Below are 20,862 nucleotides of genomic sequence, written 5' to 3'. Positions count from 1 at the left end.
CTCTGTGGGTGCAGGGCGCAGCCCTGCCGAACAACCCTCTACTTGACCTGCACGTCGATCACGCCGTCGCCGACGCGCGCCTGCAGCGCATCGCCAGGCTGCACCTGGTCGACCTTCCGCACCAGAGTGCCGTCGTCGCTGCGGGTGAGGATGCTGTAGCCGCGGGCCACGGTCGCCAGCGGGCTGACCGCTTCCAGCGAACGCGCCAGCCCGCGCAGGTGCAGTGCATCGCGTTCCAGCAGGCGCTGCATTGCAGCCTGCGGACGCCCACGCAGGGCGGCGAGGCGGCGCTGCATCGCGTCGAGCTGGCGCTGCGGATGGTGCCCGCGCAACACCGCCGCTGCATGGCGCAGGCGTGCGGCACGGCGTTCCTGCTGCTGATTGAACGCTGCATGCAGGCGCCGGCCCAGGTCCAGCTGGCGGCGACGCAGCAGATCCAGCCTGGCCTGCGGGCTCTGCGCGCTGAGGCGCAGCAGCGCACGGTCGGCGCGCTGCATCGCCTGCTGCATCGTGTGCCGCTGCAGCTGCACCATGCGTGCCGCCGTACGGCGCAGGCGCAGCGCCAGTTCGCGCTGGTCCGGCACCAGCAGTTCGGCGGCCACCGACGGTGTCGGCGCGCGCAGGTCGGCGGCGAAGTCGCTCAAGCTGAAGTCGGTTTCGTGGCCCACCGCCGACACCACCGGGGTGCGGCTGGCGGCGATCGCACGGGCCAGTGCTTCATCGTTGAAGGCCCACAGGTCTTCCAGTGAACCGCCGCCGCGGGTCAGCAGGATCACGTCGTAGCGACCACTGGCATCGGCGGCCTGCAGCAGGCGGGTGATCTGTGCAGCGGCGCTGCTGCCCTGCACCAGGGTCGGCAGCAAGTCCACTTCAAGCAGCGGGAAGCGGCGGGCCAGCACGCTCAGCACGTCGCGCACGGCGGCGCCGGTGGGCGAGGTGATCACTGCCAGGCGCTGCACGTGCGCGGGCAGCGGCCGCTTGCGCGCCGGGTCGAACAGGCCCTCGGCCTCCAGGCGTGCCTTCAGCTCTTCGAAGGCGCGGCGCAATGCGCCTTCGCCGGCTTCCTCCATGTGGTCCAGCACCATCTGGTACTCGCCACGAGCGTCATACAGGGTCACCTTGCCACGCACCAGCACGCGCATGCCTTCGCGCGGCACGAACTTCAGGTACTGCGCCTTCATCCGGAACATTGCCGCGCGCAGCTGCGCGCGTGCGTCCTTCAGGGTGAAATACAAGTGCCCGGAGGAAGGACGGGCCACGCTGCCCAGCTCGGCCTCGACCCAGATCGCCGGGAAGCTGCCTTCCAGCAGGTCGCGGGCCAGGGTGTTGAGCTGGCTGGGGGTGAGGATGTCGTTGTTGCGTGGCTGCATGGGAACGGCGTGCTGCGGGTGGAGCGGGTGCTCAGGATCGCACGTCAGCGCGCCGTGTGCTGGCCCAGTCCCCACTGCACGTGTTCACGCACCAGCGGCGAGGGATCATCGACGCGGGTCTGCAACGCGGCCAGCGCTTCGGCCGAGGACGGTGCATTGCCCAGCGCCACGGCGATGTTGCGCAGCCAGCGCTCATGGCCGCTGCGCCGGATCGGGCTGCCTTCGGTGCGGCGCAGGAACTCGGCTTCATCCCAGGCGAACAGCTGGTCAAGCCGCGCGGTATCGAGGTTGTTGCGTGCGCGGAAATCGGCCTCGTCGGTACGCTTGGCGAACTTGTTCCAGGGGCACACAAGCTGGCAGTCGTCACAGCCGTAGATGCGGTTGCCGATCAACGGCCGCATGTCTTCGGGGATGGCACCGTCGTGCTCGATGGTCAGGTAGGAGATACAGCGCCGCGCATCCAGGCGCTGCGGGCCGGTGATGGCCTGGGTCGGGCAGACATCGATGCAGCGCGTGCAGGTACCGCAATGTGCAGTGGCCGGAGCATCGATCGGCAGCGGGATATCGATGTAGATCTCGCCGATGAAGAACCATGAGCCGCCATGACGATCGATCAGGCAGGTGTGCTTGCCGATCCAGCCGAGACCGGCATTGCGCGCCAGTGCGCGTTCCAGCACGGGGGCCGAATCGACGAACACGCGGTAGCCCAGCGGTGCCACTTCATCGTTGATCTGCGTGGCCAGCTTCTGCAGGCGGTTGCGCATCAGCTTGTGGTAGTCGCGGCCCAGCGCGTAGCGGGCCACGTAGGCCCGTCCCGGGTCGGCCAGGGTCGCCCAGGCTTCGGTGTCGTCCTTGTGGCTGTAGTCCATGCCTACCGAGATCACCCGTACGGTGCCGGGCAGCAGCTCCGCCGGGCGCGCGCGCAGGGTGCCGTGGCGCGCCATCCAGTCCATCGTGCCGTACAGGCCCTGGCCCAGCCAGTCGGCCAGGTGCGCTTCATCCTCGCCCAGCTCGATGCCGGCGATGCCGCAGCGCTGGAAGCCATGCGCACGGGCCAGTTCGCGGATGCGCTGCACGGCCTGGGCCGGATCGACAGGGGTGGGGGCAGGGGACATGTGCACCAGTATAAAATCCCTGCATGGCCAACCTCGCCGATCTGTTCGATTCTGCTGCCGCGCGTGCGCTTGATGCGCAGGCCTCGGCACTGGCTGCCGAGGGCGGCTGGGGCCTGATGGCGCAGGCCGGCCAGGCTGCCTGGCAGTGCCTGCTGCAGCACTGGCCGCAGGCGCGGCGGATCGGCGTGGTGGTCGGAGCGGGCAACAACGGTGGCGATGGCCATGTGCTGGCCCGCCACGCGCTGCAGGCCGGGCGTGAGGTGATGGTGATCGCCTTGCCGGGGAAGTCACCGTCAACCGTGCTGGCACAGCGTGCGGCATCGGAATTCAAGTCCGGCGGCGGCACCATCACCGATTTCGACGGCGCGCTGCCCGAGGCTGATATCTGGGTCGATGCCCTGTTCGGTCTGGGCTTCGATCGCGCGCCGGAAGGCGTGGCGCAGGCGCTGATTGTCGCGCTCAACGCGCAGGCGGTACCGGTATTGGCGCTGGACGTCCCCAGTGGCGTCGATGCCGATCGCGGTGCCGTACCGGGCGTGGCCGTGAAGGCCGCTTTGACCCTGCAGTTCATCGTGCCGCATCGCGGGCTGTATACCGGCGACGCGCTGGATCATTGCGGCCAGAAGGCGCTGGCGCCGCTGCAGCTGCCCGCGGCCGCACGGCAGGGCGTGTCACCCGCCGCGGAGCACTGGACCCAGGCCCGCTTGCCGGCACTGCTGCCGCCGCGCCGCGCCAACACCCACAAGGGCGAATCCGGGCACGTGCTGTGCGTCGGCGGCAACCATGGCAGCGGCGGCGCCATCGCCATGGCGGCCGAGGCCGCTTTGCGTGCGGGCGCGGGATTGCTGAGCCTGGGTACCCGCCGCGATCACGTCGGTCCGTTGCTGGCGCGCCTGCCGGAGGCGATGACCCTCGCGCTGGAAGACGGCGATGTGCTGCCGGCGCTGCTGGACAAGGCCAGGGTGGTCGCGATTGGCCCCGGTCTGGGCCAGGACGAATGGGCGCGTGCACTGTTTGCGCGGGTGCTGGCCAGCGCCAAACCGCTGGTGGTCGACGCCGATGCGCTGAACCTGCTGGCGCAGGATCCGCGCGCGCTACCGGACGCCATCCTTACGCCACATCCGGGCGAGGCCGCGCGCCTGCTCGGCTGCAGTACCGCTGACATCCAGGCTGATCGCTACCGCTGTGCGCAGGCGTTGGCCGAACGCTTCCACGCCGTGGTGGTGCTGAAGGGCGCAGGCAGCATCGTGACGGCCCCCGGGCAGGCGCCACGGCTGATCGGTGCAGGCAATCCCGGCATGGCCGTGGGAGGCATGGGCGACCTGCTCACCGGCATCATTGCCAGCCTGCGCGCGCAGGGGCTGGCCGCCTTCGACGCTGCCGCCGCTGGTGCACTGCTGCATGCGCTCGCGGGCGACGCCGCGGCCGCCGATGGCGTGCGCGGCCTGCTTCCTACTGATCTGCTGTCGCCGTTGCGGCGACTGGCCAACCCGGAACTCTCTCGATGATCGATTTCTTCCTTGCCGACAGCGATGCCACTGAACTGCTCGGGCAATGGCTGGCGGCCACCCGGCCGCCGCAGGCGCTGGTCGAACTGCGCGGCGACCTGGGCGCCGGCAAATCCACCACCGCCCGCGCACTGCTGCGCGCGCTGGGCGTGCAGGGCGCGATCCGCAGCCCGACCTACACCCTGGTCGAGCGCTATCCGCTGGCCAGTGGCGGTGAGGCGTGGCACTTGGACCTGTACCGCATCGGCCAGGCCGGTGAGCTGGATTTCCTCGGCCTGGATGAGGGCAGCGCGGTGCTGTGGCTGGTGGAATGGCCGGAACGGGGCGCCGGCGCGCTACCGCCGACCGACCTGGTGGTGGCGCTGGAGATCGAGGGGCAGGGGCGTCGCGCGCGTCTCACTGGAGTAAGCGACGTCGGACATGAATGGCTGAAGCGGCTTCCCCAAGGGGGTGACTTGCAGGCCATTTCTGTCGGCTGACGAGAACAAAGACCGGCAGGTTACGGATTATTAAGGAAAAAGGTGTTGCATTCCGTTCAGCGCGGTGATTGAATCCTGAGCCATGCGCCCGGGGAACCGTCTCATCGCCATCTGTGCCGCCGTCGGACTGGGTCTGGCGAGCGTCAGTGCGTGGGCCGGTGAAGTCCGCCAGGTCCTGCTGAATACCGGCGCTACCGGCACCCGTGCCGAAATCTCGCTGGTCGGCAGTGGCGGCTACAAGACGCTTTCTCTGGCCGGTCCGAACCGCCTGGTGGTCGATTTCCCCGACTCCAGCGCCATACGCAACCTGAAAATGCCGGCTGCGCAGGGCGTGGTTACGGCGGTGCGTACCGGACAGCCGGTGCCGGGCACCTTCCGTGTCGTTTTCGACCTTGCTGAATCGGTGGCGCCGTTCCGCCCACAGATGCAGCGCGAGGGCAATGAATCCAAGCTGGTGATCGAATGGCCGGGCGATGGCCCGGCCGTGGCCGCCAGCCGTCCTGCAGTGACGCCGGCGGTGCAGCCACAGGCACCGGTCAACACGCCTGCACCGACGCCGACGCCGACGCCGACGGAGAGCGCGCAGTCGCGTTCCGATGCTGCGCGTGCCACCGCGCTGCTGACTGCCCAGGTTCGCCAGCAGGCCAGTGCCACTGCCGCCGCGCCGGCCACGCCCACCCCGGCGCCGTCCACTGCACCGGCCCAGGTCGCGGCGGCCGGTACCGTGGCCAGCAGCTCGCCTTCTTCGTCGCCGGCCGCGATCCTGGCTGGACAGCGCACCGCAGCGGTGGTGACCACGCCGCCGGCTACGGTGCCTGCACCGGCACCGACGCCAGTGGAACCGCCGCGTCCGGCCATGCCCAGCGATGCGTCGCGCATCCGCATGCAGGCTGGCATGCGTCATCTGGTGGTGGCCATCGATCCGGGTCACGGCGGCCAGGATCCGGGCGCGATCGGCCCGACCGGCAAGCGCGAAAAGGATGTCACCCTGGCGGTGGCGCGTGAACTGGCCCGCCAGGTCAATGCGACGCCGGGCCTGAAGGCGTACCTGACCCGCGACAGCGACGTGTTCATCCCGCTGCCGATGCGCGCGCAGAAGGCGCGTGCGAACAAGGCCGACATCTTCATTTCGATCCATGCCGACGCGGCCGAAAACCGTTCGGCCACCGGTTCGTCGGTGTACGTGCTGTCGACCAAGGGCGCCTCTTCGCAGCGTGCCCGTTGGCTGGCGGACAAGGAAAACGCGGCGGATCTGGTGGGGGGCGTACGCCTGCAGCAGACCGAGGGCACGCTCGCCAACGTGCTGCTGGACCTGGCCCAGAGCGGTTACATGAAGGCGTCCGAAGATGCCGCCGGCCACGTGCTGGGCGGCCTGAAGCGGATCGGCAACAACCACAAGCCGAACATCGAACGCGCCAACTTCGCCGTGCTGCGCACCTCGGACATGCCGGCGATGCTGGTGGAAACCGCGTTCATCTCCAACCCGGACGAAGAGCGCCGCCTGATCGATCCGGCCTACCAGCGCAAGATCGCCGGTGCCGTGCTCGATGGCGTGCACACCTTCTTCAGCCGGCAGCCACCGCCGGGCACGCTGTACGCGGCCCGCGCCCAGGCCGAAATCGACGCCGCCGGGACCATGGCGGGCGGTAGCAAGTAACCCGCTTCCTGTAGAGCGCGGGGTTTTCTGCGCCCGGCGGGGAGCAGTCGACTGACAGTCGACTCTACAACGGGCGGCTCCGCTATCATCGACCCATGAAGTCTGCTGCCCATCCTCTCCCATGAGCGCGCCCGGCCCGCGTCCGATCCGGCCGTTGCCGGAGATCCTCATCAACCAGATCGCCGCCGGCGAAGTGGTCGAACGTCCCGCGTCGGTGGTCAAGGAGCTGGTCGAGAACGCGATCGACGCCGGTGCCAGCCGCGTTGATATCGATCTTGAAGAGGGCGGTGTACGCCTGATCCGCATCCGCGACAACGGCAGTGGCATCGCACCGGAACAGCTGCCGCTGGCGGTATCGCGCCATGCCACCAGCAAGATCGCCGATCTGGACGACCTCGAATCGGTGGCCACGCTCGGCTTCCGGGGTGAAGCGCTGCCGTCGATCGCCTCGGTCAGCCGTTTCACCCTGTCCTCGCGTCGCGCACATGACGAACACGGTTCGGCGCTGCAGATCGAAGGCGGCAAGATCGGCGAAGTGACCCCGCGCGCGCATGCGCCGGGCACCACGGTAGAAGTGCGCGAGCTGTTCTACAACGTACCGGCGCGGCGCAAGTTCCTGCGCGCCGAGCGTACCGAGCTGGGCCATATCGAAGAATGGCTGCGTTCGCTGGCGCTGGCGCGGCCGGATGTCGAGCTGCGCGTGTCGCACAACGGCAAGGCCTCGCGCCGCTACAAGCCGGGCGATCTGTATTCCGATGCGCGATTGGCTGAAACGCTGGGCGAGGATTTCGCCAACCAGGCCGTGCGCGTCGACCACAGTGGTGCCGGCCTGCGCCTGCACGGCTGGATCGCGCAACCGCATTATTCGCGCGCCAGCGCCGACCAGCAGTACCTGTACGTCAACGGCCGTTCGGTGCGCGACCGCAGCGTCGCCCATGCGGTGAAGATGGCTTACGGCGACGTGCTGTACCACGGTCGCCAGCCGGCCTATGTGCTGTTCCTTGAGCTCGACCCGACCCGCGTTGATGTCAACGTGCACCCGGCCAAGCACGAGGTGCGTTTCCGTGATTCGCGGCTGGTGCATGATTTTGTCTACCGCACGCTGAAGGATGCGCTGGCCGATACCCGTGCCGGCATGTCGGCGCAGGGCATCGGTGCCGGCTCCGCGCATCCGGCGGATGCAGGTGCGGCATCGATGGTCTCCAGTGCGGGCGCCTCCGGTTTCGGTCTGGTCCGCGGTGCCGCACCGGGTGCCGGTTCGAGTGGCGGCGGTGGTGGATTCTCTGGCTGGCGCCCGCAGCAACCGCTGGGGCTGCAGGTGGCCGATGCTCCGGCTGCCTATGCCGCGCTGTATGCCGCACCAGCCGGCGCCGAGCGCGGTGCTGCGCTGCCGCCAATGCCGACCGAGAACGGACTGCCGGTCACCAGTGCCGACGCAGGCGTGCCGCCGCTGGGCTACGCGATCGCGCAGCTGCACGGCATCTACATCCTGGCCGAGAATGCAGAAGGCTTGATCGTGGTCGATATGCATGCCGCGCACGAGCGCATCGGTTACGAGCGCCTGAAGAACGCGCACGACGGTATCGGCCTGCAGTCGCAGCCGCTGCTGGTGCCGATCACGCTGGCAGTGGGCGAGCGTGAGGCCGACACTGCCGAAAGCGAAGCCGACACACTGGCGGCGCTCGGCTTCGAGGTGACCCGCGCCGGCCCCGGATCCCTGCATGTGCGCAGCATTCCAGCGCTGTTGGCGCATGCCGAACCGGAAGGGTTGCTGCGCGACGTGCTGACCGACCTGCGCGAACACGGCCAGAGCCGGCGCGTGGCCAGTGCGCGCGATGAACTGCTGTCGACCATGGCCTGCCATGGTGCGGTGCGCGCCAACCGGCGCCTGACCGTGCCGGAGATGAACGCGCTGCTGCGCGACATGGAAATCACCGAGCGGTCTGGCCAGTGCAACCACGGCCGACCGACCTGGGCCCGTTTTTCGCTGGCGGAGATCGACCGCTGGTTCCTGCGCGGACGTTGAGGGGAGCATCGATGCGTTATCGGGGAGTGGGCGGCCTGCTGGCCGCTCTGGTGTTGGTTGCCTGCAGCCCGGCGACACCGCCGGCGCCGAAGGTCACTGAAGATCCGGCCTACGCGGCCACGCAGCAGCAGTGGCGGGTAGCGCGCTACCAGGATCTGACCCGGCCGGACGGTTGGACAGCGCTGGTCGGCCTGCACTGGCTGCAGAACAAATCGCACTTCGTCGGCAGCGGCGCGACCAATGGCATCCGCCTGGCGGTTGGGCCGGACAAGCTGGGCCTGCTGCGCCGCGAAGGCAGCCAATGGTGGTTCACACCTGAGGCCGGCGTTGACGTCAGCCATGACGGGCAGCCGGTGCGCGGCCGCATCCGTGTCGACACCGACAAGGATCCGCAGCCGACGCTGCTGGCCTTCGATGGTGGCAAGGGGCAGCTCAGCATCATCCGCCGCGGCCCGCGCGATGCGCTGCGGGTCAAGCATGCCGATGCGCCGGCACGCCGAGATTTTGCAGGACTGGAGTACTGGCCGGGTGGTCCTGACTGGCAGGTGCAGGCCCGCTTCATCGCGCACTCGCCGGGCAAAACCCTGCCGATCGTCGATATCACTGGCCTGACCACCGAGATGCCCAACGCAGGCGCGGTCGAGTTCCAGCGTGATGGCCGCAGTTGGCGGCTGGAGGCGATTGGTGCGCCCGGTCAACCGCTGTTCCTGATCTTTGCCGACCGCACCAGTGGCCGCGGCAGCTATCCGGCCGGGCGTTACCTGGATACCGATGCGCCGGCAGCCGATGGCACGGTACGCATCGATTTCAACCATGCCTACAACCCGCCGTGTGCGTTCACCGCCTACGCGACCTGCCCGTTGGCGCCGCCGGAAAACCGGCTGGACCTGCGCGTGGAAGCGGGCGAGAAGGCTTACCACCTGCCTGAAGGAGAAGGCTGATATGCCGATCAGATCCCTGTTGCGTACCGCCGTTGTAATGGCGGCCTGTGCGCTGGCACCGCTGGTTGCAGCGCGTACCGCGCAAGCCGACATCGCTGGCGCAGCGGTGGCCAAGCCGCCGGTGCCGTTGCTGTGGAAAGTGACTGGGCCGGGCGACTCGCGCCTCTACCTGCTCGGTTCCTTCCACCTGCTGAAGCCGCAGGACTACCCGTTGTCGCCCGATGTCGAACAGGCGTTCGAGGCCTCGCAGCGGGTCGTGTTCGAACTGTCGCCGGAAGACATGCAGTCGCCGCAGCTGGCCAGCCGCATGGTGCAGGCAGCGGTCCGCACCGATGGCAGCGAGCTCAAGCGTGACCTGGATGCTGCGACCTGGCAGAAGCTGCAGGTGTTCGCCACCGAGAACAAGCTGCCGCTGGCGCAGATGCAGGGCATGAAGCCGTGGTTTGTCGGCCTGAGCATTTCGGTCGGGCAGATGCAGAAGCTGGGCTTGGACCCCGCACTGGGCCTGGATCGTCACTTCATGGAGCGTGCGCAGAAGACCGGGCGCAAGACCGCGGGACTGGAAGACATCGATACCCAGATCGGCATGCTCGACGGAATGACGCTGCAGGAACAGCGGCAGATGCTGGCCGAAGCGCTGGACCAGGCTGGCAAGGCCGACGAGCAGGCACGCCAGCTGCATGATGCCTGGCGCCGGGGTGACGAGCGCCTGTTGTGGACCAGGATGGCGGCGGAAATGCGCCAGCAGTATCCACAGCTTTACCAGCGCATCAATACCGGCCGCAATGACGCCTGGGTGCCGAAGCTGCTGCCGTACCTGCAGGCCGGGCAGGGCGGCACGCTGGTGGTGGTGGGCACGCTGCACCTGCTGGGCAACGACGGCGTGGTCGAGAAGCTGAAGGCGAAGGGTTACAAGGTCGAGCGCGTATGCACGGGGTGCAAGGCGAAACGCTGATGTATCGCCGACGCGATTCAAACAAAACGGCGCGCCAGGGGCGCGCCGTTTTCGTATCAACCGTTGCTGCAGCTCAGCGGCGGTTCTTGCCGCCGGTGCCGGCGCCCGGTTCGTTCGGCTTGTTGCCGGTACCTGCCCCGGTTCCCGTTCCGGTGCCGCCCGGGCGCGGGCCGCCGAAGCCCGTGCCCATGTTGCGCTGGAATTCCTGCCACAGCTCCAGGTTGCGCTCGGTCAGCTGGTTCATCATCGCCCATGGGGTCTGCCCCAGCAGGTTGCCCATCTGCTGGCGGAACTGCTGCTGCTGGTCGAGGAAGACCTGCATGCTGCGCTCCAGGTAATTGCCCATGAAGCCCTGCAGGGAGTCGCCGTAGAAGCGGATCAACTGGCTCAGCAGCTGGGTGGACAGCATCGGTTCGCCGTCCTGTTCCTGGTCGGCGATGATCTGCAGCAGGACTGATCGCGTGAGGTCGTCGCCGCTCTTGGCGTCGCGGACTTCGAAGTCTTCACCGTCCAGGATCAGCTGGCGCACGTCCTCGATGGTGATGTAGCTGGAGATCTCGGTGTCGTAGAGACGGCGGTTCGGATACTTCTTGATGATGCGGGTCGCAGCCATGAAGCGGTACTCGTCACAGTAGACGCGCAGCATGGCGCAGTGCAGCAGCCGTTGCAACCGCCTCAGCCCCCGCCAGGCTTGGCTTTCGGCGGCGATCATGTTGCGCAACAAGGGTTTGCGTGCTGCGCAGCATGACGCTTGGCAGGGGCCCGGCGGCGATCGCCGCGAGGGTCCCCTGCGCGGCTTACCAACCCATATGGTGGCCGCCGTTGATGTCCAGGTTGCTACCGGTGATCCACGAGGCTTCGTCGGCAACCAGGAACGAGACGCCGTAGGCGATTTCCTCCGGCTTGCCGAGGCGTCCGGTGGGGATATCGGCGATGATCTTGGCACGCACTTCCTCCGGAACCGCCATCACCATGTCGGTGGCGACGTAGCCGGGCGAAATGGTGTTGACGGTAATGCCGAAGCCGGCGTTCTCGCGCGCCAGCGAGATGGTGAAACCGTGCATGCCGGCCTTGGCCGCCGCGTAGTTGGCCTGGCCGTACTGGCCCTTCAGGCCGTTGATCGAGCTGATCTGGATGACCCGGCCCCAGCCGCGGCGGCGCATGCCCTCGATGACCGGACGGGTGACGTTGAACACCGAATTGAGGTTGGTATTGATCACATCGTGCCACTGGTCCGCGCGCATGCGATGGAACGTGGTATCGCGGGTGATGCCGGCGTTGTTGACCAGGATCTCGACCGGGCCCAGCGCGGCTTCGACCGCACGCACCAGCGCTTCGGCGCTGCCCGGATCGGAGACATCGCCCGGGAAGATCGACACGCTGTAGCCGCGTTCGGTCATCGCCTGCTGCCAGGCGCGGGCCTTGGCCTCGTCGCGGTAGTTGGTGGCGACCCGGTGGCCCTGGTCGGCCAGGCGTTGGCAGATGGCGGTACCGATGCCGCCGGTTCCGCCGGTGACCAGTGCGACGCGAGATGTCATGGAGTGCTGTCCGGGTATCAGGTGGGGGAAGGGTGATTCTGCAACATCGGCGCGGAAAGTGCGCCGGCTGGCAGCAGGATGTCGGTACGTGGCAGCCGCGCTGGGTCGAAGGCATTCCGAGCGGCCGCCAGCAGCGTGTCCAGATCGTGCGCAGGTTCCAGCGCTTCAGGTGCTTGGCCGAGCAGTTGCCAGAGCTGGCGCAGCACGCGCAGCGGGCGCGAACTGTCCACCGGCAGCGCCGCCAGCGACTTGGACAGCTTGTGGCCCGGGGCATCGAGCAGCAGCGGCAGGTGCCAGTAGCGCGGTACCGCCAGTCCCAAGGCCTGCTGCAGCAGGATCTGCCGTGCCGTGGAGTCGAGCAGGTCGGCACCGCGCACCACTTCGGTCACCCCCTGCGCGGCGTCATCGACCACCACCGCCAGCTGGTAGGCCCAGCAGCCATCGGCGCGGCGCAGCACGAAGTCGCCGACCTCGGCATGCACGTCCTGCTGCTGCGGGCCGCGCAGGCCATCGTCGAAGTGCACGATGCTGCCCGGTGGCACGCGGAAACGGACGGCGGGGTCCGGTCGCGGTTGCCGGGCGACGCAGTGATGGTGGATGCCGCCGCTGGCGGCCAGGTCGCCGCGGCTGCAGTGGCAGACAAAGGCCTGGTCGCTGGCGAGCAGTACGTCCAGCGCAGCCTGGTAGGCCTCGCCGCGCGCGCTCTGCCAGAAGATCGGGCCATCGTGGACCAGCCCGAACGCCGCCAGTGCCTGCAGTTGTGACTCGGCGGCACCGGGCACGGTGCGCGGCGGGTCGACGTCTTCGATGCGCAGCCGCCACAGGCCGCCGTGATGGCGCGCGAGCAGCCAGCTGCCGAAGGCGGCGAGCAGGGATCCGGGGTGGAGCAGGCCGGTCGGCGAGGGCGCGAAGCGGCCGCAGGGAACATTGGCGGTCATGCAGGCTGAATCGTCGGTCAGGTTGGCGCTTGAATTCAAGCTGACCACACCGCAAATTGACCGGTATCGACCCCTTCCGAGCCGGATTTTCCCATGTTTACCCGCATTGCCCTGTTCCTGGCGACCAATTTCGCGGTCCTGATCCTCGCCAGCATCGTGATGTCGCTGACGGGAACCGACCCCAGCAAGATGAGCGGCCTGCTGATCATGGCCGGCATCTTCGGTTTCGGTGGCTCCTTCATCTCGCTGCTGCTGTCCAAGTGGATGGCCAAGCGCTCCACCGGTGCGGTGGTGATCACCGAGCCGCGCAACCAGACCGAGCGCTGGCTGCTGGCCACGGTCGAGCGCCAGGCCAAGGCGGCGGGCATCGGCATGCCCGAAGTGGCCGTGTACGAAGGCCCGGAGATCAACGCCTTCGCCACCGGCGCCAACCGCAACAATGCGCTGGTGGCGGTGTCCACCGGCCTGCTGCACAACATGAGCGAGGACGAGGCCGAAGCTGTGTTGGGCCACGAGATCGCCCACGTCGCCAACGGTGACATGATCACCATGGCGCTGCTGCAGGGCGTGCTGAACACCTTCGTGATCGTGCTGGCCCGCGTGGTCGGCGGCATCATCGACAGCGCGCTGTCGGGCAACCGCGAAGGTGGCGGCCGCGGCTTCGCCTACTACATCATCGTGTTCGTGCTGGAGATGGTGTTCGGCCTGTTCGCCACGATGATCGCGATGTGGTTTTCGCGCCACCGCGAGTTCCGCGCCGATGCGGGTGGTGCCTCGCTGGCCGGCCGCCAGAAGATGATCGCCGCGCTGGAGCGCCTGCAGCTCAACCACGGCCAGAGCACGCTGCCGACCCAGATCGCGGCGTTCGGTATTGCCGGTTCGACGGCGAAGAAGCTGTTCATGAGCCACCCGCCGCTGGAAGAGCGCATCGCCGCGCTGCGGGCTTCGACGGTGGCGTAAGCTTCTGCTTTCAAGGTAGTGCAGGAACGCCTGGCCTCGCGCCGGGCGTTTTTGTTTGTGGGGATGCATTGCTGATGCCGGGTCGTGCCTGGCGGATCGTTTCCGCGCCTGCGGGGAGGTGTCACTTTCTTTGCTCGTGCAAAGAAAGTAACCAAAGAAACACGCCGCCGGGGCGCGAGCCGTCGCTACGCGACGGTACCCTGCGCTTCTCGGCGAATCAGGGGGCGGCGCCGAACTCGCTTCGCTCAAACATCGGCGCCTCTTCGCCCCTGATTCCCCTGCGATGCTCGGCTCGCTCAAGGCGGACCCAAGGTCAAATGCTACAGCTGCACCCCGTAGATTCACGCCATGCGTGGATGCTGTTGCTCTTGATCTTGACCTTCCAGTCCGCCTTCAAGCGAGCCGAGCACCGCAGGTCCGGCGAGGGCGAAGAGGTGTGGGTGTCTGAGCGCAGCGAGTTCCCGCACCGTCCCTCGGCGGGCCGAGGAGCGCGGGGCACCGGCGTGCGCAGCGCGTCGGCTCGCGGCCGGCGGAGCGTTTCTTTGGTTACCTTCTTTGCGCGCAAAGAAAGTGACAAGCACGATCACCGCGGATACGAAAACGGCACCTTCGCAGGTGCCGTCTCCATGAATCGCTTTTACACGGAATCTCAGAACTTCGCGTCGAACTCGGCGGCGTAACCGGTGTTCACCAGCACCTTCTGCAGCGACTCGGCCACCTTCAGGTTGCCGGCCACGATCTGGTGGGTCTCCGGGCCGCGGTTGTCCATGCGGCCCAGGGTCGCGCCCTTGAAGTCGCAGACCTTGCCGCCGGCCTCGCGGACCAGCAGCAGGCCGGCAGCGATGTCCCATGCCTTCACGCCGGCTTCGAAGTAGGCGTCGGCGCGGCCGCAGGCCACGTAGGCCAGGTCCAGTGCCGCCGAACCGGTACGGCGGATGTCCTCGCCGTGCACCAGCAGGGCGTCGACTGCCTTGAGCTGGGCGCTGGCGCGGGAACGCTCGCGCGGGGCGAAGCCGGTGTGGATCATCGTGCCTTCCAGATCCTTGCGGTCGGCCACGCGGATGCGGCGGTCGTTCAGCACGGCACCCGCGCCACGGCTGGCGGTGAACAGTTCATTGCGCAGCGGGTCGAAGATGACCGCATCGGTCGGCTCGCCGTTTTCGACCAGGGCGATCGACACGCAGTAGTGCGGCACGCCGCGCAGGTAGTTGCTGGTGCCGTCCAGCGGGTCGATGACCCACATCTGGCGGCGCTCGCCCTGCACGCCACCTTCTTCACCGAAGATGCCGTAGTCCGGGTAGGCGCGCTTGAGTTCCTTGACGATGACCTTTTCCGCGTCCGCATCCACTTCGCTGGCGTAGTCCATCCGGCCCTTCTGCACCACGTTCAGTGCCTCGAGCTTGTTGATGTTGCGCAACAGGACGTTGCCGGCGAGGCGGGCGGCCTTGACCATGACGGTTACGGCGGGTTTCTGCATGGCGTGGGCTCCCGGAAAGGCAGAAGAGATGGACTGGCGGGGGAAAAGAGCGGGTCCGGCGCAGTGGCCGGCCGCACAGTTTACCATTGGTCATCGTCCAGCTCGACCTTTTCCCTGTTCATGTCCCAGTTTCCCGCCGCCACCCGCCTCCGATTCGTCCTGGTCGGTACCCAGCACCCCGGCAACATGGGGGCCGCCGCCCGTGCCCTGAAGACCATGGGCCTGGCCCGCCTGGTACTGGTCGCTCCCGAAAAGCCGCTGGACGAGGAGGCCTTCCGGCGCTCGGCCGGTGCCGAAGACGTACTGGGGGACGCCCCGGTGGTGACGACTCTGGCCGAGGCCGTGGCTGACTGCCGCCTGGTGCTGGGCTGCACCGCCCGTGCCCGCCGTGTCCAGCTGGAGGAGTACCTGCCGGCCGATGCCGCTGCCCGCGCGGTGGCCAAGGCCGGCGAGGGTGCCGAGGTGGCGCTGGTGTTCGGCCGTGAGCGCACCGGCCTGACCAACGAGGAACTGCAGCTGTGCCATGCAGCGGTGCACATCCCGTCCGACCCGGAGTTCAGCTCGCTCAACCTGGCTGCTGCCGTGCAGGTGCTGGCCTATGAAACGCGCATGCAGCTGCTGGGTGCGCAGCCTGCAGCCGACGCCGAGCCGGGCTTCCGCGAACAGGCGGCCAGCCACGAGCAGATGGAGAGCTTCTTCGCCCAGCTTGGCGACACGCTGGATGAGATCGATTTCCACAAGGGCCGCGCCCCGGAATCGGCGATGCGCAAGCTGCGCCGCCTGTTCCTGCGCAGCGAACCCAGCGAGCAGGAAGTGCGCCTGTTGCGCGGCATCCTCGCCGACACCCAGCGCATGGCGCGACTGGCACAAGCGGGCAACAAGGACAGCTGACGACGTTCTCATTTTTTCGGGTAGTCTGTCTGGATACCCAGGGGGGGATGAAGCCTGTGTCGGGTCTGCGAAAGGCAATGCAGGGGGGACTGCTGAGCCTGGCCATGGTCCTGCTGGCCGGGACGGTGCGTGCAGCACCGGACCCGGTACTGGTGCTGGGCCGGATCAGCGATGATCCCAAGGCGCATTACGAACAGCTGCAGCCCTTGCTGGACTACGTGGTGGCGCGCATGCACGACGTTGGCATCAAGGAGGGGAGGATCCTGATGGCACGCGACCCGCAGCAGATGGCCAGCTATCTGCGGCGGGGCAGGGTCGACTGGGTCACCGAAACCTCGGGTACGGCGGTGGCGCTGGGCCAGCGCAGTGGCGCCCGCCCACTGCTGCTGACCGAGCGCAACGGCGTGCGTGATTACCAGACGGTGTTCTTCGTGCGCCGCGACAGCCCGATCCAGCGCGTACAGGATCTGCGGGGCCATCGCCTGGCCCTGCAGAACACGGCGTCCACCAGTGCCTATCTGGTGCCGGTGATGACGTTGCTGCAGGAGGGCCTGTCGCCGCAGATCCTGGCCGGTGCATGGGACATGCCGGGCCGGGACAGTGTGGGTTACGTATTTGCACGCAGCGAGCTGAACATCGCGACGTTCGTGCACAAGGGGGTGGTTGACGTGGGAGCGGTGAGCAGCGTGGACTGGAATGACGAGCGGCGGATGCCGGCAGCGTTCCGGCGCGACTTCCGCGAGCTGCTGCGCACCGAACCCTACCCGCGTGCGGTGGAGATGGTCCGCGCCGACCTGGATCCACGCGTGCGCGATCGCCTGCAGGAAGTGCTGCTGCAGGCAGCCAGCGACCCGCAGGCGCAGGGGGCGCTGCATCGGTTTTTTGGCACTTCCGGGTTCCACCGCGTCGATGCGCATGCGCAGCAGCGGTTGGCTGAATTGAAACAAGGATTGACGCGCGTGCGGATGGAAGTGGAATGAAGTGGCTTGGCTCGGGGATGCAGGCCCGGTTCCTGCTCGCGATGGGCGGGGCGATGGTCGTGGTGATCGCGATCCTTGCGGTGTTGTTGGGGCGGCAGACGGCGATGCAGGGTGAGGTGCGCAACCTCAGCGGCGGCGTCATCCATGAACTGTTCGACCGCAGCGTGCGCAGCCGCGGCGAGGCGATGGCGCGTGAGTTGTCCGACGCCCTGGCCAACCCGTTGTACTACCGCGATCTGGACCAGGTCGGCGTACTGGTACGCAGTACCGCGCGCCAGCCCGTGGTGCGCTATGTACTGGTGTTCGACGAACGCGGCCGGCTGGTACACGACGGCTCGGTCGAGGTGTCCGGATTCGGCCAGCCGATGGCCGATCCCCTGGCACCCAAGGCTGCAGCCGCGCAGATGCTGGTCGTGCAGGAATCGCCGAAGGTGCTCGACAACACCATGCCGATCATGATCGGCAACCAGCGCATTGGCGGCGTCCGGGTCGGCATGGCGCTGGATGAGGTGCAGCAGCGCGAGCAGGCGGCCAACGCCACCCTGGGCGAGCGCCTGCAGCAGGTCGGCAGCCGTCACCTGGGCTGGCTGCTGCTGATGCTGGGCCTGCTGGTGGTGATCGGCGTGGTGGTGATCCTGTACGTGCAGCGCACCCTGGTCGCGCCGATCCGTGATCTTGCCGTCGCCGCGCGTCGCATCGAGGCCGGTGACTACCAGACGCCCCTGGCCGAGAACACCCGCGACGACGAGGTCGGCGAACTGGTACGTGGTTTCGCCCGGATGCGCGATGCGATCGCCCGCCATGACCGCGAAGTGCGGCGCATGGCCTATACCGACGCGCTGACCGGGCTGACCAACCGGCTGGCATTCCGCGAGGCGCTTGATCATCGGTTGATGGCCGCCCGTGCCGCCAATCACCGGTTGGGCCTGCTGTTCGCAGATATCGACGACTTCAAGCGGGTCAATGACACCCTTGGCCACGAGGCCGGCGATGAGGCATTGCTGCAGTTCGCCCAGCGCATCGGCCGCGCGGTCACCGAGGCCGGGGGCGATGAAACCCTGCTGGCGCGCTTCGGCGGAGACGAGTTCGTGATCCTGGTGGGCGACGGTGATGTGGCCGCCAACGCGCGGCTGCTGGCCGAAGTGCTGGTGCGCGAGCTGGGCAAGCCGCTGGTGGTGCAGGGCAGGGAACTGTTCCTGGGCACCTCGATCGGCGTGACCCTGTTCCCCGACGATGCAGCCGATGCGACCACCCTGCTGAAGAACGGCGATATCGCCATGTACCAGGCGAAGATGGCCGGCAAGAACTGCTACCGCTATTACAGCCGGGCGATGGACCATGCGGTCGAGCGTCGCGTGCATATGGAACAGGAGCTGCGCGGTGCCTGGGAGCGCGGCGAACTGCGCCTGGCCTACCAGCCGATCTTCCGCATGCGCGACCGCCGCATGGTCGGCGTTGAAGTACTGCTGCGCTGGCAGCACCCGACCCTGGGCACGATTCCGCCCTCGGTGTTCATCGAGGTAGCCGAGCAGAGTGGGCTGATCGAGATCATCGGCCCGAAGGTCCTGCGTGCGGCCTGCATGGAGGCCTCGCAGTGGCCGCGCGGGGCGGCCGGGGACGACCTGTTCGTGTCGGTCAACGTGTCGCCACGGCAGTTGCGCGGCGGTGAGCTGCCGGCACTGGTCGCGCAGTGCCTGCATGAGTCCGGGCTGCCGGCGTCGCGCCTGCATCTGGAGCTGACCGAAACCGCCGTGATCGGCGACGAGATGGTTGCCGCGCAGCTGCTGGACAAGCTGCACCGCACCGGCGTGAAGGTCTGGCTGGATGATTTCGGGACCGGCTTCTCCGGGCTCAGTCATCTGCGCCAGGTACCCGTGGACGGCGTGAAGATCGACAAGAGTTTCGTGGCCGACATGCAGCGTGACCCCGATGACCTCGCGCTGACCACGGCGATCATTGCCATGGCCCACGCGCTGGGCATCACCGTGGTGGCCGAAGGCATCGAGCAGCAGGCGCAGTTCGAGCTGCTGGCGCAGCGCGGCTGCGACCTTGGGCAGGGCTATTGGTTGAGCCACCCGGTGACCGCCACCGAAGTGGTGCGGATGATCGAATCGGGCATCTGACCGACACAAAAAAGGGACGGAGGGCATGAAGTCGCTTATGCATTTGCGACTTCATGCCCTCCGTCCCCTTTTTTGGGGCTACACCGGGCGCTTGCTCGGGTCGCCGGGCAGTTCGCGCACCAGTTTCGGGATCAGATAACCGGACAGGCGTGCGGTCAGGCCGGCAATCAGTGCCTTGGCCTGGGCATCGTCCACTTCGAAATGGGCCACGCCCTCGACCCGGTCCAGCTGGTGCAGGTAGTAGGGCAGCACGCCGGCGGCGAAGCTGCGCTCGCTCAGGTCCTGCAGGGCCTGCACGCTGTCGTTGACCCCGCGCAGCAACACCGCCTGGTTCAGCAGCTGGGCGCCGATGCCGCGCAGGCGGGCCATCGCCGCGTCCACGCTGGCATCGAATTCATTGGCATGATTGGCGTGGACCACGATCGCCAGCGGCCACGGCAGGCTGCCCAGCCAGGAGACCAGTTCATCGTCCACGCGCTCCGGCAGCACGATCGGCAGCCGGGTATGGATGCGCAGGCGGCGGATATGCGGGATCGCGCGCAGGGCGTCGGTCAGCTCGGCCAGCTTGTGCGTGGCCAGCGACAGCGGGTCACCGCCGGACAGGATCACCTCGTCGATGTCCGGGTCGGCGGCGATGGCGGCTACGGCCTCCTGCCAGCCACCCTTGGCGGCGTTCTCCGCCCCATAGTCGAAGTGGCGGCGGAAGCAGTAGCGGCAGTTGATCGCGCAGCTGCCGGTGGCGACCAGCAGGGCACGGCCACGGTACTTCTGGATGACGCCGGTGGCCTTCTTGGCGGCACCGTCGCCCACCGCATCGAAGCTGAACCCGGGCACCGGGCGCATTTCCTCGTCGATCGGCAGCACCTGGCGCAGCAGCGGGTCGGCCGCATCGCCAGGGCGCATGCGGGCCACGAAGCCTTCCGGCACGCGTAGCGCGAACTGGGCCATGGCCGCCTCCGAGACGCCCAGCGCGGCCGGGTCCAGCTGCAGCCGGGCCAGCAGCGCGTGCGGGTCGCGCAGCGCCTGGCGCCAGAGCTGCTGCCAGCGCGCGGGCGCACCTGGCGACTGGGGCCGTGGGAAGGCGGAAAGCTGCATGGAGAGGGGGCCTGCGGTTATCATGGGGGCAGAAAAACAGTCGCCCACCGGCATCCGGTGGGCTTTCCATTCTAACGGCTCGCCGCACCCGCGGCGTTTTTGCCACTCAGGAGTTTACGCATGGCCAGCTACGGCATGAACGACGTCAAGAACGGGATGAAGATCCTGGTCAACAACCAACCGGCCGTCATCATCGACACCGAATACGTCAAGCCGGGCAAGGGCCAGGCCTTCACCCGCGTGAAGTACCGCCTGATCAAGGACGGCCGTACCCAGGAAGTGACCATGAAGTCGACCGACTCGCTGGATGCAGCCGACGTCGTCGATACCGACATGAACTTCATGTACAGCGACGGCGAGTACTGGCACTTCATGGACCCGGAATCCTTCGAGCAGGTCCAGGCCACCAAGGCCGGCATGGGCGGCGCCGAGAAGTGGCTGAAGGGCGAAGAGTCCTGCGTGGTCACCCTCTGGAATGGTGAGCCGATCTTCGTGCAGCCGCCGAACTTCGTTGAACTGAAGATCACTGAAACCGATCCGGGCGTCCGTGGCGACACCTCGGGCGGCGGCGGCAAGCCTGCCACCCTGGAAACCGGCGCCGTGGTCCGCGTGCCGCTGTTCGTCAACCAGGACGAAGTGATCCGCGTCGATACCCGTTCGGGCGAATACTCCGCACGCGTCAAGTAATCCGGCGCAGCCGGATTACCTGTAGAGCCGAGCCATGCTCGGCTTTCCGGGCATAACCTGGAACCCGTTGCTGGCGCCCATGGCGCCGCAGCGGACAGCCGCCGGGCATGGCCCGGCGCTAC

18 protein-coding genes are annotated in these 20,862 nt (G+C 67.7%); 11 read left to right on the top strand and 7 right to left on the bottom strand.

All coding sequences use genetic code 11. The annotated features are described in order from the left end of the window. Positions 1–38: 38 nt before the first annotated feature. Both xseA and queG read right to left on the bottom strand, forming a co-directional pair. On the bottom strand, positions 39–1,370 hold the full coding sequence (gene xseA, locus GOC52_RS14080) for an exodeoxyribonuclease VII large subunit (RefSeq protein WP_043400889.1): 1,332 nt from the start codon (positions 1,368–1,370) through the stop codon (positions 39–41). A 44-nt stretch (positions 1,371–1,414) separates the two neighbouring features. Then, positions 1,415–2,485, bottom strand: coding sequence for a tRNA epoxyqueuosine(34) reductase QueG (gene queG, locus GOC52_RS14075; RefSeq protein WP_010486580.1), 1,071 nt, complete (start codon positions 2,483–2,485; stop codon positions 1,415–1,417). A 23-nt stretch (positions 2,486–2,508) separates the two neighbouring features. Here queG and GOC52_RS14070 point away from each other — a divergent pair, with 23 nt between their 5' ends. From GOC52_RS14070 to GOC52_RS14045, 6 genes are all read left to right on the top strand, one after another. Further along, on the top strand, positions 2,509–3,993 hold the full coding sequence (locus GOC52_RS14070) for an NAD(P)H-hydrate dehydratase (RefSeq protein WP_049482271.1): 1,485 nt from the start codon (positions 2,509–2,511) through the stop codon (positions 3,991–3,993). After that, on the top strand, positions 3,990–4,472 hold the full coding sequence (gene tsaE / locus GOC52_RS14065) for a tRNA (adenosine(37)-N6)-threonylcarbamoyltransferase complex ATPase subunit type 1 TsaE (protein WP_043400894.1): 483 nt from the start codon (positions 3,990–3,992) through the stop codon (positions 4,470–4,472). Before GOC52_RS14070 ends, tsaE begins: the two co-directional genes overlap by 4 nt. An 82-nt stretch (positions 4,473–4,554) precedes the next feature. Beyond that, the gene (locus tag GOC52_RS14060) at positions 4,555–6,129 is read left to right on the top strand and encodes an N-acetylmuramoyl-L-alanine amidase (RefSeq protein ID WP_171955218.1); all 1,575 of its coding nucleotides are present in this window, start codon (positions 4,555–4,557) and stop codon (positions 6,127–6,129) included. A 121-nt stretch (positions 6,130–6,250) separates the two neighbouring features. Continuing rightward, the gene (mutL, locus tag GOC52_RS14055) at positions 6,251–8,155 is read left to right on the top strand and encodes a DNA mismatch repair endonuclease MutL (RefSeq protein WP_191849696.1); all 1,905 of its coding nucleotides are present in this window, start codon (positions 6,251–6,253) and stop codon (positions 8,153–8,155) included. Positions 8,156–8,166: 11 nt separating this feature from the next. Next, positions 8,167–9,096: a DUF1684 domain-containing protein gene (locus GOC52_RS14050; RefSeq protein ID WP_043400900.1), complete on the top strand. Its 930-nt coding sequence runs from the start codon at positions 8,167–8,169 to the stop codon at positions 9,094–9,096. A gap of 1 nt (position 9,097) precedes the next feature. Further along, a complete protein-coding gene (locus GOC52_RS14045) occupies positions 9,098–10,051 on the top strand; it encodes a TraB/GumN family protein (RefSeq protein WP_043400903.1) in 954 nt (317 codons plus the stop codon). Between the two features lie 73 nt (positions 10,052–10,124). On the opposite strand, the gene phaR is transcribed toward GOC52_RS14045, so the two are convergent. The 3 genes from phaR to gluQRS form a co-directional block, all read right to left on the bottom strand. Further along, positions 10,125–10,664 (bottom strand): polyhydroxyalkanoate synthesis repressor PhaR, encoded by a 540-nt coding sequence (gene phaR / locus GOC52_RS14040; RefSeq protein WP_043400953.1) that lies wholly within the window; start codon positions 10,662–10,664, stop codon positions 10,125–10,127. Between the two features lie 184 nt (positions 10,665–10,848). Continuing rightward, positions 10,849–11,589: an acetoacetyl-CoA reductase gene (gene phbB, locus GOC52_RS14035; RefSeq protein WP_010486596.1), complete on the bottom strand. Its 741-nt coding sequence runs from the start codon at positions 11,587–11,589 to the stop codon at positions 10,849–10,851. A gap of 17 nt (positions 11,590–11,606) precedes the next feature. Beyond that, positions 11,607–12,527, bottom strand: coding sequence for a tRNA glutamyl-Q(34) synthetase GluQRS (gene gluQRS, locus GOC52_RS14030; protein ID WP_191849694.1), 921 nt, complete (start codon positions 12,525–12,527; stop codon positions 11,607–11,609). A 93-nt stretch (positions 12,528–12,620) separates the two neighbouring features. Between gluQRS and htpX the strand changes: the two genes are divergently transcribed. Continuing rightward, a complete protein-coding gene (gene htpX / locus GOC52_RS14025) occupies positions 12,621–13,487 on the top strand; it encodes a protease HtpX (RefSeq protein WP_019336842.1) in 867 nt (288 codons plus the stop codon). A gap of 649 nt (positions 13,488–14,136) precedes the next feature. Here htpX and GOC52_RS14020 read toward each other — a convergent pair. Next, the gene (locus GOC52_RS14020; protein WP_005417749.1) at positions 14,137–14,964 is read right to left on the bottom strand and encodes an inositol monophosphatase family protein; all 828 of its coding nucleotides are present in this window, start codon (positions 14,962–14,964) and stop codon (positions 14,137–14,139) included. A gap of 120 nt (positions 14,965–15,084) precedes the next feature. On the opposite strand from GOC52_RS14020, the gene GOC52_RS14015 reads away from it, so the two are divergent. The 3 genes from GOC52_RS14015 (at position 15,085) to GOC52_RS14005 (ending at position 18,958) form a co-directional block, all read left to right on the top strand. Then, the gene (locus GOC52_RS14015) at positions 15,085–15,855 is read left to right on the top strand and encodes an RNA methyltransferase (RefSeq protein WP_191849692.1); all 771 of its coding nucleotides are present in this window, start codon (positions 15,085–15,087) and stop codon (positions 15,853–15,855) included. A 77-nt stretch (positions 15,856–15,932) separates the two neighbouring features. Further along, on the top strand, positions 15,933–16,835 hold the full coding sequence (locus tag GOC52_RS14010) for a phosphate/phosphite/phosphonate ABC transporter substrate-binding protein (RefSeq protein ID WP_238794401.1): 903 nt from the start codon (positions 15,933–15,935) through the stop codon (positions 16,833–16,835). Further along, positions 16,832–18,958: a putative bifunctional diguanylate cyclase/phosphodiesterase gene (locus tag GOC52_RS14005; RefSeq protein WP_010486608.1), complete on the top strand. Its 2,127-nt coding sequence runs from the start codon at positions 16,832–16,834 to the stop codon at positions 18,956–18,958. The genes GOC52_RS14010 and GOC52_RS14005 overlap by 4 nt, the downstream gene beginning before the upstream one ends. A 78-nt stretch (positions 18,959–19,036) precedes the next feature. On the opposite strand, the gene epmB is transcribed toward GOC52_RS14005, so the two are convergent. Beyond that, the gene (gene epmB, locus GOC52_RS14000) at positions 19,037–20,053 is read right to left on the bottom strand and encodes an EF-P beta-lysylation protein EpmB (RefSeq protein ID WP_010486611.1); all 1,017 of its coding nucleotides are present in this window, start codon (positions 20,051–20,053) and stop codon (positions 19,037–19,039) included. A gap of 120 nt (positions 20,054–20,173) precedes the next feature. Here epmB and efp point away from each other — a divergent pair, with 120 nt between their 5' ends. Continuing rightward, on the top strand, positions 20,174–20,740 hold the full coding sequence (gene efp / locus GOC52_RS13995; RefSeq protein ID WP_005410381.1) for an elongation factor P: 567 nt from the start codon (positions 20,174–20,176) through the stop codon (positions 20,738–20,740). Positions 20,741–20,862 lie beyond the last annotated feature (122 nt).

The sequence above is a fragment of the Stenotrophomonas sp. SXG-1 genome, from assembly GCF_014083965.1.
Classification (GTDB): domain Bacteria; phylum Pseudomonadota; class Gammaproteobacteria; order Xanthomonadales; family Xanthomonadaceae; genus Stenotrophomonas; species Stenotrophomonas geniculata.
This window is presented reverse-complemented; position numbering and strand designations above follow the sequence as displayed.